Origin of the sequence: Enterococcus diestrammenae, assembly GCF_049384045.1 — a bacterium.
GTDB lineage: Bacteria > Bacillota > Bacilli > Lactobacillales > Enterococcaceae > Enterococcus_C > Enterococcus_C diestrammenae.
Map to the genome: position 1 here is coordinate 95,233 of NZ_JBMRGR010000007.1, position 16,879 is coordinate 112,111.

The 16,879-nt window shown below is 44.7% G+C and carries 14 protein-coding genes and 1 pseudogene; 3 read left to right on the top strand and 12 right to left on the bottom strand.

Features of this window, described 5'->3' with window-relative positions:
* Positions 1-7: 7 nt before the first annotated feature.
* From glnA to ACO03U_RS06720, 9 genes and pseudogenes are all read right to left on the bottom strand, one after another.
* The gene (gene glnA, locus ACO03U_RS06680; protein WP_161868799.1) at positions 8-1,348 is read right to left on the bottom strand and encodes a type I glutamate--ammonia ligase; all 1,341 of its coding nucleotides are present in this window, start codon (positions 1,346-1,348) and stop codon (positions 8-10) included.
* A gap of 43 nt (positions 1,349-1,391) precedes the next feature.
* Complete coding sequence (locus ACO03U_RS06685) at positions 1,392-1,769, bottom strand: MerR family transcriptional regulator (RefSeq protein ID WP_161868800.1); 378 nt, start codon at positions 1,767-1,769, stop codon at positions 1,392-1,394.
* 384 nt (positions 1,770-2,153) lie between these two features.
* Positions 2,154-3,413 (bottom strand): methionine gamma-lyase family protein, encoded by a 1,260-nt coding sequence (locus ACO03U_RS06690; protein WP_161868801.1) that lies wholly within the window; start codon positions 3,411-3,413, stop codon positions 2,154-2,156.
* A gap of 153 nt (positions 3,414-3,566) precedes the next feature.
* Entirely contained in the window at positions 3,567-4,787 is a 1,221-nt protein-coding gene (hflX, locus tag ACO03U_RS06695) for a GTPase HflX (protein ID WP_161868802.1), read from the bottom strand.
* Positions 4,788-4,985: 198 nt separating this feature from the next.
* Positions 4,986-6,122, bottom strand: a complete 1,137-nt coding sequence (locus ACO03U_RS06700) for an RNA-guided endonuclease InsQ/TnpB family protein (protein WP_204686812.1) — start codon at positions 6,120-6,122, stop codon at positions 4,986-4,988.
* Positions 6,085-6,724, bottom strand: a pseudogene (locus ACO03U_RS06705) (IS607 family transposase). The gene ACO03U_RS06700 and the pseudogene ACO03U_RS06705 overlap by 38 nt, the downstream one beginning before the upstream one ends.
* A gap of 75 nt (positions 6,725-6,799) precedes the next feature.
* Positions 6,800-7,738, bottom strand: a complete 939-nt coding sequence (gene miaA, locus ACO03U_RS06710; RefSeq protein ID WP_204686811.1) for a tRNA (adenosine(37)-N6)-dimethylallyltransferase MiaA — start codon at positions 7,736-7,738, stop codon at positions 6,800-6,802.
* Positions 7,739-8,479: a glycerophosphodiester phosphodiesterase gene (locus ACO03U_RS06715; protein WP_204686810.1), complete on the bottom strand. Its 741-nt coding sequence runs from the start codon at positions 8,477-8,479 to the stop codon at positions 7,739-7,741.
* Between the two features lie 167 nt (positions 8,480-8,646).
* Complete coding sequence (locus tag ACO03U_RS06720) at positions 8,647-9,171, bottom strand: hypothetical protein (protein ID WP_161868806.1); 525 nt, start codon at positions 9,169-9,171, stop codon at positions 8,647-8,649.
* Between the two features lie 238 nt (positions 9,172-9,409).
* On the opposite strand from ACO03U_RS06720, the gene clpP reads away from it, so the two are divergent.
* Positions 9,410-10,006: an ATP-dependent Clp endopeptidase proteolytic subunit ClpP gene (gene clpP, locus ACO03U_RS06725; RefSeq protein ID WP_204686809.1), complete on the top strand. Its 597-nt coding sequence runs from the start codon at positions 9,410-9,412 to the stop codon at positions 10,004-10,006.
* A gap of 150 nt (positions 10,007-10,156) precedes the next feature.
* On the opposite strand, the gene ACO03U_RS06730 is transcribed toward clpP, so the two are convergent.
* The 3 genes from ACO03U_RS06730 to ACO03U_RS06740 all read right to left on the bottom strand — a co-directional run bounded on the left by ACO03U_RS06730 (position 10,157) and on the right by ACO03U_RS06740 (position 14,283).
* Positions 10,157-10,642, bottom strand: a complete 486-nt coding sequence (locus ACO03U_RS06730; protein ID WP_204686808.1) for a gamma carbonic anhydrase family protein — start codon at positions 10,640-10,642, stop codon at positions 10,157-10,159.
* Positions 10,643-10,789: 147 nt separating this feature from the next.
* Positions 10,790-12,553, bottom strand: coding sequence for an ABC transporter ATP-binding protein (locus tag ACO03U_RS06735; protein ID WP_204686807.1), 1,764 nt, complete (start codon positions 12,551-12,553; stop codon positions 10,790-10,792).
* Positions 12,550-14,283 (bottom strand): ABC transporter ATP-binding protein, encoded by a 1,734-nt coding sequence (locus ACO03U_RS06740; RefSeq protein WP_204686806.1) that lies wholly within the window; start codon positions 14,281-14,283, stop codon positions 12,550-12,552. Before ACO03U_RS06740 ends, ACO03U_RS06735 begins: the two co-directional genes overlap by 4 nt.
* 673 nt (positions 14,284-14,956) lie before the next feature.
* Between ACO03U_RS06740 and ACO03U_RS06745 the strand changes: the two genes are divergently transcribed.
* Entirely contained in the window at positions 14,957-15,169 is a 213-nt protein-coding gene (locus ACO03U_RS06745; protein ID WP_204686805.1) for a DNA-directed RNA polymerase subunit epsilon, read from the top strand.
* Between the two features lie 3 nt (positions 15,170-15,172).
* Positions 15,173-16,846, top strand: coding sequence for a ribonuclease J1 (gene rnjA, locus ACO03U_RS06750; RefSeq protein ID WP_204686804.1), 1,674 nt, complete (start codon positions 15,173-15,175; stop codon positions 16,844-16,846).
* Positions 16,847-16,879: the final 33 nt, after the last annotated feature.

Here is a 16,879-nt window from a genome sequence, read left to right on the forward strand (position 1 = left end):
TTGCTGATTAATACAATTCCAAATACTGTTCCCGCTCCCATTCAGAGACGGTTTGTCTAAAGGAAGCCCACTCCATCCGTTTGGCTTCTTGGAAATTGGAGAAGATATGCTCTCCCAAAGCATCCACCATCACTTCGTTGACCCGTAACTCTTTGATCGCGTTGTGCAAGGTTGACGGTAGGTCTTGAATTTGAGCTTCTTTCCGTTCTTCTTCGGTCATGATGTAGATATTGCGATCGACTGCTGGTGGTGGTGTCAATTCATTTTTGATCCCATCCAAGCCGGCAGCCAAAAGTACCGCCATCGCCATGTACGGATTGGCTGATGGATCGACAGAACGCAATTCCAACCGTGTAGACAAGCCCCGTGATTCTGGCACGCGGATCAAAGGGGAACGGTTGCAACCAGACCAAGCCACATAAACTGGTGCTTCATACCCTGGAACCAAACGTTTGTAGGAGTTAACAATCGGGTTACAAACAGCGGTATAGGCCCGGGCGTGTTTCATCAAGCCCCCTAAGAAATGATAAGCCGTAGTGGACAATTGCAATTCTCCTTCTGGATCAAAGAAGGCATTTTCATCTCCTTTGAACATGGACATGTTGCAGTGCATCCCTGAACCATTGATCCCAAATAGTGGTTTTGGCATGAAGGTCGCATGCAAGCCATGTTTGCGAGCGATGGTTTTTACCACCAGTTTGAAGGTTTGGATATTGTCGCAGGCATCGACAACATCTGCGTATTTAAAGTCGATTTCGTGCTGACCAGGAGCCACTTCATGGTGGGAAGCTTCTACTTCATAGCCCAAGTTTTCCAATTCCAACACGATATCCCGCCGGCAGTTTTCCCCAAGGTCAGTCGGAGCAAAATCGAAGTAGCCCCCCGCATCGTTTAAGTCAGTGGTAATATTGCCATCTTCATCCAGTTTGAACAGGAAGAATTCTGGTTCTGGGCCTAAATTGAAAGAAGTGAAGCCTAGTTCTTTCATTTTGCTTAGTTGCCGTTTTAAGTTTCCACGAGGATCCCCAGCAAAAGGGGTGCCATCTGGATTATAGATATCACAAATCAAGCGTGCGACTTTGCCATGATCGCTTTCCCAAGGGAAGATCATCCAAGTCGATAAGTCTGGGTACAAGAACATATCGGATTCTTCAATCCGGACGAACCCTTCAATGGAAGACCCATCAAACATCATTTTGTTGTCCAAGACTTTTTTCAATTGGCTAACAGGCACTTCCACATTCTTAATTGTTCCCATGATGTCGGTAAACATCAACCGCAAGAAGCGGACATTCTCTTCATTAGCAATACGTTGGATATCTTCGGTTGTGTAATTTCCTTTTGGCATACGATCCCCATCCTTTTTGGCTTTTTTATTCCCTCAACACAGGCTACATCCGCGGCCCTTGCTGGTATGGATTTTTTTGATTTAGCCCACCTTGCGACAAAATTTCGTCATAAAAGATCCGTCTGACATCGTTGTCGGTGAGTGGCTTTTTGGCTTTGGCTTGTTTCTCTTGTTTTTGTTTCATTTCATAAGCATGCTTGATCCCCGCCATGTTCAACCCGTCGGAAAGGTAGTCTTTGATTTCCAACAGAGTATCAATATCATTTAAGGAATACATGCGTCGATTCCCTTCGCTACGCTCTGGGTGAATCAAATCTTGTTCCTCGTAGTAACGAATCTGACGAGCGGTCAAATCGGTGAGCTTCATCACTGTGCCGATCGGAAAGACCGATAACGTCCGACGCAATTCTTTTTCTCCCATAGGAACCTCCTCTCCTCACAAAACCAATTTAGCTAGAGCAATTAGTTACTAACAACTAGCGTGAGTTTTCCTTAGTCAAAAGCTTGATGATATCAAGTTTCGCTAAGATAAGATTTTGTGGTGGTGTGAACTTGTGATAACTATACCAACCGAATAAAAATTCGTCAACGGCATATGTCAGCTTTTCTAACATTGGAATACAAAAATTTTCCGACAATTTAGAATTCCCTTTAGAACGGGGATTTCCCGGTCCGAAAAAGCCGAACATTATCAAATTTTTTTTGAAAAAAATTTACTTTGCCTCTTTACAGCACAAAATAGCCCACAAAAAACCGAGTATCCCCAAAAAATGTAGGAATACTCGGTGGTTGAGTTTTTCAAGATTTAGTTTACTTGGTGATACACGGCATTTACCGCATTAGCCACTGCAATTTTGACGTGTTCATAAGTCAAACCGCCTTGAACATACAAGGAATACGGTTCGCGAATCGGACCATCTGCCGACAGTTCAATGGAAGCTCCTTGGACAAAGGTCCCGGCTGCCATGATGATATCGTCCTCATAGCCCGGCATATAAGAAGGAATCGGCGCCACAAAGGCATCCACTGGCGAATAGGCTTGAATCGCTTGCGCAAATTTCACCATAGCTGCTTTTTCTTTCAAATCCACCAATTGAATCAAATCTGTACGGGGATCATCCCAACGCGGTGTGGAATCAATCCCATATTCTTCGAGTAAAGCCGCCGTGAAAACTGCTCCACAAATCGCTTGGTTTACTACGTGAGGCGCCAAGAAAAAGCCCTGTAACATGTCAAACACCGTGTTCAACATCGCGCCCCCTTCAATCCCAATTCCTGGTGCCGATAATTGATAAGCACAGCGTTCCACCAACTCTTTGCGACCGGCAATATAGCCGCCAGTTTTGGCAATGCCACCACCAGGATTTTTGATCAATGAGCCTGCCATCAAATCCGCACCTACTTGCGTGGGTTCCAATAGTTCGGCAAATTCGCCATAGCAGTTATCCACAAAAATCGTCACATCCGGTGCTACTGCTTTGACAAAGTCACACATTTCTTTGATTTGCGCCACTGTAAAGGAGGGGCGGCTAGCGTATCCACGAGAGCGTTGAATGCCCACAACTTTGACTTCTGGGGTTAGCTTTTCTCGAATCCCGTCAAAATCAACACTACCATCAGCCTGCAAATCGACTTGATCGTAAGCAATCCCCCATTCTTTCAAGGTACCGATACCATTACCAGCTAAACCGATGACTTCCATCAAGGTATCATAAGGAGTACCAGTGATGTAAAGGAGTTTTTCCCCTGGGCGCAGGCTCCCAAACAAGGCGGTAGCAATGGCGTGGGTGCCGGAAACAATCTGTGGGCGCACAATCGCAGCCTCTGCGCCAAAAACTTCTGCATAAACAGCTTCTAGCGCATCCCGTCCCATATCGTCATGCCCATAGCCAGTCGAAGGCATAAAATGGGTTTCCGAAATTTGTTGGTGGGTAAAGGCTTGCAAGACCTTCGCTTGATTTGACAACGCAATCTGGCGTAATTCCTCCAAGCGACCGGCAATTTTTTTATCCACTGTTTCTATTTTTGTCACTAATTCTGGTGCAAAACCTGTTGTCCAACTCATGTTACTCGCTCCTCGTTTTGAAAAGGCTAGTAAGTAAAGCGACACCTACTTGCGCCTCCTGATTGTATGTTCAAAAGGTCCCGGGTTTACCAAACCCCTCACCTCATGTGCTAAAACAAACCGCCCCGAGTTTATCAGAGACGGTTTTGCCAGTTACCGTAAAACCCAACTATTAGCTGGCGCAAAGCCTTTGACCCGATAAGCTTCTTGCTCTTCCAAATAGTCTTCCCGCAATAGCAAGGTTTCTCGTTTGAGACGACTGAGCTCTTGACCGGCTGTTTGGGGAACGGTGACCGAATAAGGGGTCAAAATCTCCATTAAGCGCAGTTTGATCGCCTCCGTCAGTTCTTGTTTCCCCCGGCTGCTCTTGGCGGAAATCAAGACATTGGGAAACATCGTCGGTACAAACTGATTGGCCACAATGCGATCGGCTTTGTTATAAACTGTCAATAAAGGAATTTGGTCAAACGCCAACTCTTTCATCAAGGCAACTACCGTTTGTTCCTGCTGGGGCCGATCTTCAGAGCTGACATCCACCACATGCAATAGCAAATCCATGTTGCGACTTTCTTCCAGCGTCGAATGAAACGCATCGATCAGCTGTGTCGGCAAGTCTTGAATAAAACCAACCGTATCCGTCACCGTCACCTCGAAACCTTCCGTCAAGCGCCACCGTTTTGTCAAGGGATCCAAAGTTGCGAACAGTTCATCTTTTTCATAGGTATTGGCGCTGGTGAGAATGTTTAAAATAGTTGATTTGCCGGCATTGGTGTAGCCAATCAAGCCAATTTGAAAGACCCCTTGGCGCTTTTGCCGCGTGCGCTCCCGATGTGCGGCAACTTCTTTGAGTTCTCGCTTGATATTGGTGATGCGCGTACGGATATGCCGCCGATCCGTTTCTAGCTTCGTTTCCCCAGGGCCTCGGGTTCCGATTCCGCCTCCTAGTCGAGAGAGATTTTTCCCTTGACCTGTCAAGCGCGGTAGCAAATAGTCCAACTGGGCCAATTCGACTTGTAGTTTTCCTTCTTTGGAGCGGGCCCGCATGGCAAAGATATCCAAAATCAGCTGCACCCGGTCAATGACTGGCACCCCCACCTCTTCTTGGATGAGAGACCCTTGCCGTGGAGTCAATTCATGGTTAAAAATCACCAAATCCGCTTCATGAGCTTCTACCAATTGCCGTAATTCTTGCAATTTTCCTTTACCGATGATGGTTTGTCGATCCACCTGGGGTCGTTTTTGTAATAAGGAAAAGCAAACTTCTCCCCGCGCCGTTTTGGTCAAACCCTTCAATTCCAACATGGACTCCCCAAAATTGCGGCGGGTTTCTTCTGTTTCCACCCCGACTAAAATCACTCGTTCCTGTTGTTCCACAGTCACCCCGTTGCCAAAAATCTATAAATAATTCTAACCAACTATAAACGTTGTCAGATTTATGTTTAGTTCCTGTTTCTACGTGTCCGATTTTGCCATTTGCTCGCTACTCTCGTTTGCTATAACACTCCGCAGGCGTTAATTCGGATACAACGAATCCTACATATCTACGTTTCTGTCTCAGTAGAAGCTCGTAGATTACGCACTATAACTAGCTAAATTCAGACTTGCATTATAATCTCTATCCGCTGTATAGCCGCATTTATCACAATGATACGTGCGGTCTGACAATTTTAAGTCCACTTTTTTATGTCCACATTCATGGCATAATTTTGAACTTGGATAAAACTTACCTGCTTCTACTAATTCAATACTATAATTTTCACATTTATAGTGAAGCTGTCGCTTGAATTCATAGAATTTTTGTTGTGCAACTGATTTTGCTAAGTATTTATTTTTCATCATTCCTTTGACATTCAATGTTTCTACAACGATTCTTGATGGTTTGGTTTTCACTATCTCCGTTGTTGTTTGATGTAAATGGTTCTGACGAATATTCGCTAGTCTTCGATGTGCATGCCGAATTTTCTTTTCTAATTTATAGATGTTACACGTTTTGACAAATCGGTTTCCCTCCTTATTCATCTCATATTTTCGAGAAACGTTACGCTGTAACCGACGCAAGCGTTTCTCAAGTTTTTTAACTTTGCTTAATTTGTTAATATTTTTGTAAACTTTACCATTGGAAACAATCGCTAAGTCTTTGATACCTAGATCAATTCCAAGTCTTTCGCCTGTTAAGTTCTGCACGGGGTATTCTTCCTCAATCCCCACTGAAACATACCAGTACTTTCCATCAAAACTAATTCGTGGATTAGAATACTTTGTATTCATTGGGATTTGTTCGCTGGTTTTTACCCAACCAATTTTTTCAAGTAAAATTGATTTTGACTTCACTTTCAGCTTGATGTTGTCATTATAAAAAGCTGGTTTCGACTTCTTTTTTGACTTGAGTCGTGGTTTTTCGGCCTTTAAACGACTTTTGCCTGTCATCCCATCAAACCATTTTTTGTAGGCATCACACGCGTCTTTCACTGCCTGTTTGGCAATATTATTTGATACTTTATTCAACCACACATATTTTGGACGCTTTTTCATTTTTGTGATGTGCTTGCGTAAGTCGTTATTACTAATAAACTTCCCGCCGAACCGATGATTCATTTCTTGCAATTTCAACGTCCAGTTAAAAATCCATCGAGCAGTACCAGCCGATTGCCATAGTTGTTTTTCTTGTTCTTTAGTCGGGCGTAGTCTTACTTTCTTGGCTCGTATCATCTTCCATCAACTCCTTAATCATCTCCTTAGCTTTATTCCCTCGTTTTCCTTGTAACCGGCAACTAAAAGTAACAATTTGAATTAAGTCCTCGACTAATTCCTGTTCTTCCATCTTTTCTGTATTGTCAATAATTTCTATTTCTGTGCCATATTTATTACAAAGATTTTCAATAAGTTCATAACCAAAACGGATTAAGCGGTCTTTGTACAGAATCACTACCTTGTCTATTTCTCCATTGGTAATTCTGTCAATTAATTGGGTTAATCCTTTTTTTGTTGTAGTTGATTCCACTACCGATATCTTGAATAATATCAAATTGATACCCTCGTGCAATCATGTAAGTTTTAACATTCTCTATCTGTTATTCCAAGTCATCTTTTTGTTTATTTGAACTTACTCTGCAATAACCGATGCTTATTCTCTTTGGTTTCTTTCTTCCAGCAATTCCTAGGAATTGATTTCGTTGCTCTTCAGAATAATAACGAGTCCCACCCTGTGAGACATGAGCAGGCTTTAACTCACCTTTTTTATCCCAATTTCTCAATGTTTGTGGCGTTACGCCTATTTGTTTTCCAAATTCTCCTATCGAATACATAGTCATAATCTTCACCTCAATATGACTGCACCACATATTGATATTATGAATAATATATTTATAGGTATTTACATATTTTGATTAACTATTGTTAGCCTCCAACCATTCTCTGATTGCCATCTCTAGCTTAGTGACAGTTTCTGGCTCTTGGACCAAATCCACCCAATAAGGAGTCATTCGGTTACGAAACCAAGTCAACTGTCGTTTAGCATAGCGTCGTGAATCTTGTTTAATTTGCTCTTTGACCTCTTCAAGGGATTGCTCGCCTTTAAAGTAAGGGAAAAATTCCCGGTACCCAATACCTTTGGCCGCCTGGCTGTCTTCTTGCTCTCGCAAAAGTTCTGCTTCAGCCAAAAGTCCGGCTTGCCACATCAGCTCGACTCGTTGGTTGATACGTTGATACAACAGGCTGCGGTCGGTATTTAAGCCCACTAAAAAGGTATCATACAATGCTTTAGGGGGCACTTGTGGCTGGAGAATACTGCTGCCGGTGCCTTCCCAAACTTCCAAAGCTCGGATCACTTTCCGACGATTATTGAAATGAATGTGGGCTGCCGCCAGGGCATCTTTTTGCTTCAAGATGTCCCAAAGTGCTTGGTTGCCGTTGGTGTCGGCATAGGTTTCATAGCGTTGGCGGATATTTTCAGCTGCCAAATCTACGCCCGGCTCTTGCTTGCCACCGAGAGTAAAATCTTGCAACAGGGCCTGGATATATAAGCCGGTCCCTCCGACGACTAGAGGTAGTTTACCCTTAGCCGTGATTTCGCTAATCAGCTGCCGCCCCATCTTTTGAAACTCAGCTACTGAATACCCCTCGTCAAGTTCCCGAATATCAATCAAATGATGGGGAACCCCTTGAGCTTCTTCAGGTGTTACTTTAGCCGTGCCGATGTCTAGTTTGCGATAGACTTGCAGGGAGTCGCCACTGATGATCTCTCCATTGAAACGCTGAGCCAGTTCAATACTCAAGGCCGTCTTTCCCACAGCAGTCGGCCCGACAATTGCCAATACTTTTTCCATCTATTTCCCCCGTCGATACTCCATGATGACTTGGCGGCAACGTTCTGGGTAGTTCGTAATGATTCCCGTTACCCCCAAGACTAAACAGCGCCGCATCCCTTCAACTGAATCTACCGTCCAAGGGCGCACCGCAATTGGATAGTCCGCCATTTGAGCCGCATGGGTTTCCACCCAGTCGATCTTCGGATGAATCCCTTCGATAAACGGTCGACTCAAGGCTAGCGGCGGTTTGGATTCTGCCGTTCCCATGATAAAATCCAACTGGGCATCCGGCTCTATTTCATGGATGATTTCCAATGATTTCATATTGAAACTACAGTACCAGTGAGCAAACGGCCAGAGCTGACTGGTCATCAAGTTGCTAAGTTTTTCTTCAATCCCGGGATAGTGGTACTTATCCGTCTTGATTTCAATGGTCAAGACCCCACGATAATTCCGCATCAAAAGTAAGTTTAGGACTTCTTTTAAAGTAGGTATCTTGGTGGACTGATATTCTGAAGAAAACCAGCCCCCGGCATTCAGACGTTTGAGTTCAGTTAGCGTCTTCTCCCGCAAAAGACCTTTGCCATCGGTGGTGCGATCGACTTCTTCATCATGCATCACCATCAAATGGCCATCCTTTGACAGGTGCACGTCCAATTCAATCACGTCGGCCTCTACCCGCACCGCTTCCGCAAATGCAGGCAACGTGTTTTCTGGGCGGGTCCCACTAGCGCCACGGTGGGCAACTACTTGTGTCATCTGTTTCACTCCAATCGCATCCATTGTACCACTTCGAGACCTTTTGAAACAACGTTGGGGATATTCCTTGATTCCAAAGCATTGATACTGGCTAAAACCTAGGCGCTTGTCTCCTGGTCTATTAAAAAAAGATCATCATCTTCTTTTTGAAAATGATGATCCCTAGCTTAATTGGATAAGTAAGTCAGTTCCTCTTGAGAATACTGCTTCAATTGCGTTTTCCGCTCATTGATCAGTTCCACCAAGGAGTCAGAGAAATGCTCTAGCAATACGCGACCACCTTTGTAAGCATACCCACCGATATTCACCGTCTCTTCGGGGGTCAAAATCACTTTCCGTTGCCCAATCTTAGTAAAGAATTCTTCCACAATAAAATTAGGCAAGTAAAAATTATTTTGCGAGACAAATGATTGCAGATAAACATAATCATCAATAGTGATATAGGCATCATCAAAGGCATCAAAGCTGATGTAAGCCTCCAAAGTCGCTGAACGTTTTTGTAAGATTTCTTGGACTTTTTTATTCAATAATAAGAGGGTTTCGATTTCTCGTACCTTGTGTTCCAACACCCGCCGGCGATGTTCTTTTCGTTGCTCGAAGCGAATTCGTAAATTAAAGGTGATCGTGACGATGATTGCCCCGATTAATACCCCCACCAAGGCGGCTACTGCTGTTAGGATATTGGCTGACATAAAATCTCCTCACTTTTCAAAATTGTTCCATGACTCGTTATTTTTATTGTAGCATAAAAGCCCCCAAGACTCGCAATAGAAAGGGAAGCTCAGACCTGAGTTTTTTCGTTTGACCAACTTTGACCATCAGTGTATACTTCTTTTTAGAAGTCGCGGCACATTTGTGCTACACTTATGAATGAAAAAACTTGAGCCACCCTAAACATCGGTGGCACAATTTAAAGGAGGAAACTTTCTTATGAATTTAATCCCTACAGTAATTGAACAATCGTCTCGTGGTGAAAGAGCCTATGACATCTACTCTCGCTTACTTAAAGACCGCATCATCATGTTAAGCGGCCAAGTAACCGACGATTTGGCAAACTCCATCATCGCTCAATTGTTGTTCTTGGATGCCCAAGATTCAGAAAAAGATATCTATTTGTACATCAACTCACCAGGTGGTAGCGTGACTGCCGGCATGGCAATTTACGATACCATGAACTTCGTCAAAGCTGACGTCGTAACCATCGTTATGGGGATGGCGGCTTCAATGGGGTCATTCTTATTGACAGCAGGTACGAAAGGCAAACGCTTTGCTTTACCAAATGCTGAAATCATGATTCACCAACCTCTTGGCGGTGCCCAAGGGCAAGCTACAGAAATCGAGATTGCCGCTCGTCATATCTTGCAAACCCGCGAACGCTTGAACGCAATCTTGGCAGAACGTACGGGTCAACCATTGGAAGTCATCGAAAAAGATACCGATCGAGACAACTACATGACCGCCCAACAAGCCAAAGATTACGGCTTGATCGACGAAATCATGGAATCTTCCAATAGCTTGAATAAATAATGGAACAAAACAGGGCAGACTCGCTTCCGGAGAATCCCTCGGGTTGTAGTGGGACTGCTAATCCAATTGCTACGGAGCTAATTTTTTATAAGTTCTCTATCTAGACCAAAAAAGAAGGCACTGATATTCATCAGCGTCTTCTTTTTTGCTCTAGTAAATTAATTGAAAATGCCCTTCTCGATGGGCTGCTCCCATCGCAATATAATGCTGGATATATTGCCGATTTTTTTCCAGTTCTGCTGGAGTTAGTGGTCGAATCACTCTTGCCGGTCGCCCAAACGCTAAAACATTGGGGGGAATCACCGTTCCTTGGGTCACCAAAGAGCCCGCCCCAAGCAAACTATTTTCACCAATCACCGCATGATTTAAGACGATACTGCTCATCCCAATCAAAGCCCCTTTTTCAATGCGGCAGCCATGAAGCATACACTGGTGGCCCACCGTGACATTTTCGGCAATATTTGTTGGGGCATCGTGATCCACATGGATAATCGTACCATCTTGGATATTTGTACCTGCACCAATCGTAATCGAGTTAGCATCTCCGCGAAGCACACTATTGTACCAAACGGTAACATCTGCCCCCAGCTGGACATCTCCTACCACCACCGCATTTTTTGCGATAAAAGGTTTCATCCACCTCACACGCCTTTCTTTAAGACTTCCCTTTTTCTCAGAATCTAACCTTATTATCCAACGTTTCCCCCTGTAACACAAATCGTTTCAAAAAAATCAGCTATCCACGAAGCCATAGAACACTTCCGAGATAGCTGATGTTTTTAGTTATTCGTAATCGCCGTCTTCGGCAAACTGACTTTGATAGAGCTTGCTATAAAAGCCGCCTTGCGCTAAGAGGGTTTCATGGTTGCCTTTTTCGATGATATTGCCATGGTTCATCACCAAAATCAAATCAGCATCCCGAATGGTAGACAAACGGTGAGCAATCACAAAACTAGTGCGCCCTTCCATTACTTTGTCCATCGCTTTTTGGATCAAAGCTTCCAATCGAGTATCCACCGAACTAGTGGCTTCATCCAAAATCAAAATTTTCGGATTTGAAATGACGGCGCGGGCAATGGTTAACAATTGTTTTTGCCCAAGGGAGACGTTGTTTCCCTCGGCGTTGATCGTCATCTCGTAACCATCAGGCATGGTGCGGATAAAATGATCCACGTTGGCTGTTTTGGCTGCATCCACCACTTCATAATCCGTCGCCTCCAGATGGCCAAAACGGATATTGTCAGCAATGGTTCCTTCATAGAGCCACGCATCTTGTAAGACCATCCCAAAAACCGAACGAACTTCGCTGCGATCCATCGACTTGGTGTCCACGCCATCGATTTTGATAGCGCCTGAATCCACGTCATAAAAACGCATCAACAAATTGATTAAGGTGGTTTTACCAGCTCCAGTCGGTCCCACGACTGCGACAGTTTGCCCCGCCTTGACTTCAAAGCTGAGGTCAGTAATTAGCGGGTTTTTCGGATCATAGCTAAAGGCTACGTGATCAAACGTCACATTGCCTTGGACCGGTGTGGGCAGGGGTACGTTTTCTTCATTCAAACTTTCTTCTGGTTCATCCAAAATCTCGAAGACCCGGCGTGAAGCCGCAGAAGCTGCCTGCAACACGGTGGAAAGCTGGGTGATATTTCCCAAAGGTTGACTAACCTGCCAGATATACTGGATAAAAGCTTGCAACTGCCCCACCACGATAACACCGGCAATCACATAATGGCCCCCCATCACTGCGATGGCAATATAAGCCAGATATGCCGTCAGGGACACGAGAGGATTCATCAGTCCTGAAATAAAGGAGGCCTTAAAACCATTATTTCGGACGTTGTAGTTAACTTTTTTGAAATTTTCCAAGGTTTCTTTTTCCCGTCCGTAAACCTTCAAGACGGCAAACCCAGTCATATTTTCTTGAACAAACCCATTCAAGTCCCCCAACGCATTTTGCATGTTTTGGAAATACTTTTGGGAGATTCCGATAATGGTTCGCGAAATGATGAAAGATAGCGGAATCATGATCATCGCTACCAAAGCCATCTTCCAATTGATATAAAACATCATGGAAACTGCCATGATGATTCCTAGGACCGCAGTGACAATCCCTGTCAAGGTTTGTTGCATGGCTCCAGAAACAGCATCCACATCATTGGTTACCCGGGATAAGATATTTCCTTGCTGGTTACGGTCAAAATAAGCTACCGGCAAGCGATTGATTTTGGTATCAATGTCTTCCCGCAAATCGTACATGGCACTTTGGACAACTTCCGCCATCAAAATCCCTGCCACCAGTTGAGCCAAACAATACGCCAGCCCCACCACGATGATGGCAATCAGACATTTGATGATGTAATCGAAGTTCAGCGCTTCGCCATTGGCCACATTTTTGGTAATTTCGGTGGTAGGCAAGCCCACGACATAAGGTAGGGCTGCATTGGTCGCGACTGTCGAAACGGTGAAAAACATCACCAAAGCAAATTTATGACGATAAGGCTTGATATAGTGAAACAAGCGAGTTAAGGAAGAAAATGCGTTCATTGGGCTAATTCCTCCTCTGATAATTGAGATGAAGCAATGTCATAGTACACCTGACAGTCCCGCAAGAGTTCTTGGTGGGTACCCATTCCCACGACATTGCCTTCATTCAATACGATAATTTTGTCTGCATGCATGATTGTTCCTACCCGCTGAGCCACGATTAAGACGGTGGATTCAGTGGTTTCTTTTTTCAAACGAGCCCGGAGTTTGGCATCCGTTTGGTAATCTAAAGCCGAGAAACTATCATCAAAAATATAGATTTCTGGTCGCCGAATCACCGCGCGGGCAATGGCTAACCGTTGTTTTTGACCACCAGAAAAGTTACTACCGCCTTCTGAAAGATGGGCATCGAAGCGTTCCGGTTGTTCTGCGATAAACTCCGCCGCTTGGGCGATATCCGCCGCCCGTTGCATCTCTTCTAAAGTAGCGTCTTCTTTGCCGTAACGCAGGTTTTCAGCAATCGTTCCCGAAAACAGCAAGGCTTTCTGGGGAATATAGCCGATTTTTTCCCGGAGAGCAGCTAAGCTATAATCTCGTACGTCCACATCATCCACCAAGACGCGTCCGGCACTGACGTCATAAAAACGAGGAATCAACTGAATCAAGGTGGATTTACCCGAGCCTGTCGAACCGATAAACGCCACGGTCTCTCCTGGTTTAGCAGTAAAACTGACATCTCTGATCACGGGGCTCTCGGCATGTCCCGGATAAGCAAAGGTCACATTTTCAAACGTGACATACCCTTTTTTGGCAGTCTCAGTCACTGGGCTTTCTTTTTCCGCAATCTCAGAGGTCGCATCCAACGCTTCTTGAATCCGACGAGCGGAAACGGCCGCCCGCGGGTACATCATAAAGACAGAAGCGAACAGCATAAAACTAAACAAGGCATGGAAAATGTATTCGATAAACGCGATCAAGTCCCCAATTTGCAACTGCCCCGCATCGATCTGCTTGCTGCCGTTCCAGATGATCAATACCATCACGATATTGAATAAGAAGGTAAAGCCCGGCTGAGCCACGGCCATCAATTTAAACAGGCTCTTGGAACTTTCGGTATAGGCCCCATTGACTTTGCGGAAGCGGCTTTCTTCAAACTTTTCATTGACGAAGGCGCGTATCACTCGCAAACCAGAAAGATTTTCCCGCAAAATACCATTGATTTTGTCGAGATTTTTTTGTTGCCGGGTGGATAACGGATCAGAAATCTTGGCAATCGCGACGACCGCGACTAATAACGCTGGCAAGGCTAACAACACGTACCAGCTCAAGGAAGGACTGGTCCGGAAAATCATGTACAAACTCACCGCAAACATCATCGGCGTCATAAAGCCCATCCGCAAAATGTTTTGCAAAAACAGCATGATTTGATACGCATCATTGGTAACCCGGGTAATCAAGGAGGAGACTCCAATGGCTTCGTATTCTTGATGAGAATAACTCTGGGTCTTAGCAAACAAATCATCTCGAATATCGGCGGTGATATTGGTGGTAATCCGAGTCGTAAAATAACCCAGTAAAATATTCATGATAACCCCAATTACCACCACTGCGAGCATCAATAAGCCCAATTGATTCACCTGATTGCCACTGGCGTTGGGGATGGCTTGATCGATCATCCGAGCCAAAATGGTAGGTAACCCCAACTCAATTAAAATAAAACCGAAGACGCAAATAAAATCAAAAAGTAATAACTTTTTGTAGCGCATCGTGTAGTGCCACATTAATTTCAAACAAAAACCCCCGATTCTCTTGTATTCTGGCCAACGTTTACCGTTGACTGTCCCTGATTGGTTCCCTTAAGCCCCAGTCAGGGCAAACATCTATCATCAAATGGTGGCTTAGCCCTTCACAATCAGCTTTACTACTAAGAAAAACTATTGCGGAAGTAGCCCAGAGCACAACCATCAAATGCTGCATATCGGTGCAGCTCCGGTAGAATTTGACCGGCTCAGTCAGTCTTTAGCAATCAGCACTTGCAACCTGGCTGACGAAAGCCTTTCGGGCGACAGAAAGCCGGCTACCAACCCTCGTGAAAAGCTTGGCAGCCTGGCTCGAAAAAGGACAAATTCTATTGACCGTCGCAATTACTTCTACTATATCACAGCAAATTTTTTAAGAGAACCCAAAATTCCGCCTTTTTTTGACTAGGAAACCCTTACACGACTTCAGGTTTCTATACTTATTAAATTATCTGTGATAAAATAATAGCAATTGCGGTATGCTCACATACCATGGACGGTTGAAGATTCACAAAGAACATGCAGAAAGCAAAGACGAGGCTTTCTCTTTTTACTCACGCTTGTTTGTAAAAAGCATACTCATCAACGAAGGCTGCCCTTCGTGTTTTTTCCTGTACCGTTTCACGCATAAAAGGACACATTTACTTATAAAGGAGACTGAATTATGATTTTCAAAATTTATTACCAAGAAACAAAAATTCGCAACCCAAAACGGGAACAAACCCATTCCCTCTACCTCGAAGCAGCCGATGAAGTCGGTGCTCGCGAGTTGGTGGAAAAAAATACCCCATACAATATCGAATACATCCAAGCCTTGGAAGGCAACCACTTGGAATATGAAAAAGAAAATGCCGATTTCAAATTGACGGAGTTTTAAGCTATGAAAGTCAATTTAAAAAATAACGAGACTGGCGTTTTTGGTGTCGGTGGTTTAGGTGAAATCGGGAAGAACTGTTATGGGGTTCAATTCCAAGATGAAATCATCATTATCGATGCCGGCATCATGTTTCCGGAAGATGATTTGCTAGGGATTGACTATGTCATTCCTGATTACAGCTACATCGTCCAAAATGTCAATAAAGTCAAAGCCCTGGTCATCACCCACGGTCACGAAGACCATATCGGTGGTGTCCCTTACCTATTGAAGCAAGTCAACGTACCGATTTATGCCGGACCTTTGGCAATGGCTTTGATTCGTAACAAACTCGATGAACATGGCCTGTTGCGAGATGCTGAACTTCACGAAATCAACGAAGACACCGTCTTGCGTTTCCGCAAAACCTCCGTCAGCTTTTTCCGGACGACCCACTCGATTCCGGATGCACTAGGGGTGGTCGTGAAAACACCATCTGGTAGCATCGTCCACACTGGCGATTTCAAGTTTGACTTCACTCCAGTCGGCGAACCAGCCAACCTCCACCGGATGGCGAAGATTGGTGAAGAAGGAGTATTGTGTCTCCTTTCCGACAGTACCAACGCGGAAATTCCGACATTTACCCAATCGGAAAAAGTCATCGGTCAATCGATTCAACGGATTTTTGAAAAGATCAACGGTCGGATCATCTTTGCTAGTTTTGCTTCCAATATCTCTCGTCTGCAACAAGCCGCTGAAGCAGCCGTTGCTTGCGGCCGTAAGATTGCTGTCTTCGGGCGCAGTATGGAAAACGCCATCGTCAACGGGCAAAACTTAGGCTATATCAATGTTCCCGATGGTACTTTTGTGGATGCCAGCGAACTCAAACGCCTTCCTTCCAACGAAGTCATGATTTTATGTACTGGCTCACAAGGAGAACCCATGGCCGCTTTGAGTCGGATTGCTAACGGCACCCACCGTCAGATCAGTATTCAACCTGAAGATACCGTGATTTTTTCTAGTTCCCCAATTCCTGGGAACACGACTAGCGTCAATCACTTGATCAACTTATTGATGGAAGCCGGCGCCGAAGTCATTCATGGCAAGCTCAACAACGTCCATACTTCTGGTCACGGTGGCCAACAAGAACAAAAGTTGATGCTTCGCCTAATCAAGCCAAAATTCTTCGTACCTATTCACGGGGAATACCGGATGTTGAAAATTCACGCTGGCCTGGCTCAAGATACCGGTGTGCCAAAAGAAAACTGCTTTATTATGGAAAACGGCGATATGTTAGCCTTGACGGCAGACAGTGCCCGCTTGGCAGGTCACTTTAATGGTGGCGATGTCTACATTGATGGCAGTGGCATCGGTGATATCGGTAACGTGGTCTTGCGGGACCGGCGTATCCTTTCAGAAGAAGGTTTAGTCTTAGCCGTTGCAACCGTGGACTTAGAGAAAAAAGAAGTCTTGGCTGGCCCAGATATCTTATCCCGTGGTTTCGTCTACATGCGGGAATCCGGCGATATGATTTACGAAGCTCAAACGCTGCTCTTCCGCGCCTTGCGAGAAGCATTGAAACAGCCTGATGTCAATGAGCACAAATTAAAAGAAGCCATGACCAATGCCCTCCAGCCTTTCCTATTTGAAAAGACCGAGCGTCATCCGATGATTTTAGCCATGATCATGGCACCAGAATAAGTTCCAAAATACGAAAGAGGAGCGAACCCTTGA

Coding starts and splice junctions, on each gene's coding strand:
- rnjA (WP_204686804.1), top strand. CDS start 15,173: ATGAAAGTCAATTTAAAAAATAACGAGACTGGCGTTTTTGGTGTCGGT.
- ACO03U_RS06735 (WP_204686807.1), bottom strand. CDS start 12,553: ATGAACGCATTTTCTTCCTTAACTCGCTTGTTTCACTATATCAAGCCT.
- ACO03U_RS06685 (WP_161868800.1), bottom strand. CDS start 1,769: ATGGGAGAAAAAGAATTGCGTCGGACGTTATCGGTCTTTCCGATCGGC.
- clpP (WP_204686809.1), top strand. CDS start 9,410: ATGAATTTAATCCCTACAGTAATTGAACAATCGTCTCGTGGTGAAAGA.
- ACO03U_RS06730 (WP_204686808.1), bottom strand. CDS start 10,642: ATGAAACCTTTTATCGCAAAAAATGCGGTGGTGGTAGGAGATGTCCAG.
- ACO03U_RS06745 (WP_204686805.1), top strand. CDS start 14,957: ATGATTTTCAAAATTTATTACCAAGAAACAAAAATTCGCAACCCAAAA.
- glnA (WP_161868799.1), bottom strand. CDS start 1,348: ATGCCAAAAGGAAATTACACAACCGAAGATATCCAACGTATTGCTAAT.
- ACO03U_RS06715 (WP_204686810.1), bottom strand. CDS start 8,479: ATGACACAAGTAGTTGCCCACCGTGGCGCTAGTGGGACCCGCCCAGAA.
- ACO03U_RS06690 (WP_161868801.1), bottom strand. CDS start 3,413: ATGAGTTGGACAACAGGTTTTGCACCAGAATTAGTGACAAAAATAGAA.
- miaA (WP_204686811.1), bottom strand. CDS start 7,738: ATGGAAAAAGTATTGGCAATTGTCGGGCCGACTGCTGTGGGAAAGACG.
- ACO03U_RS06720 (WP_161868806.1), bottom strand. CDS start 9,171: ATGTCAGCCAATATCCTAACAGCAGTAGCCGCCTTGGTGGGGGTATTA.
- ACO03U_RS06700 (WP_204686812.1), bottom strand. CDS start 6,122: ATGATACGAGCCAAGAAAGTAAGACTACGCCCGACTAAAGAACAAGAA.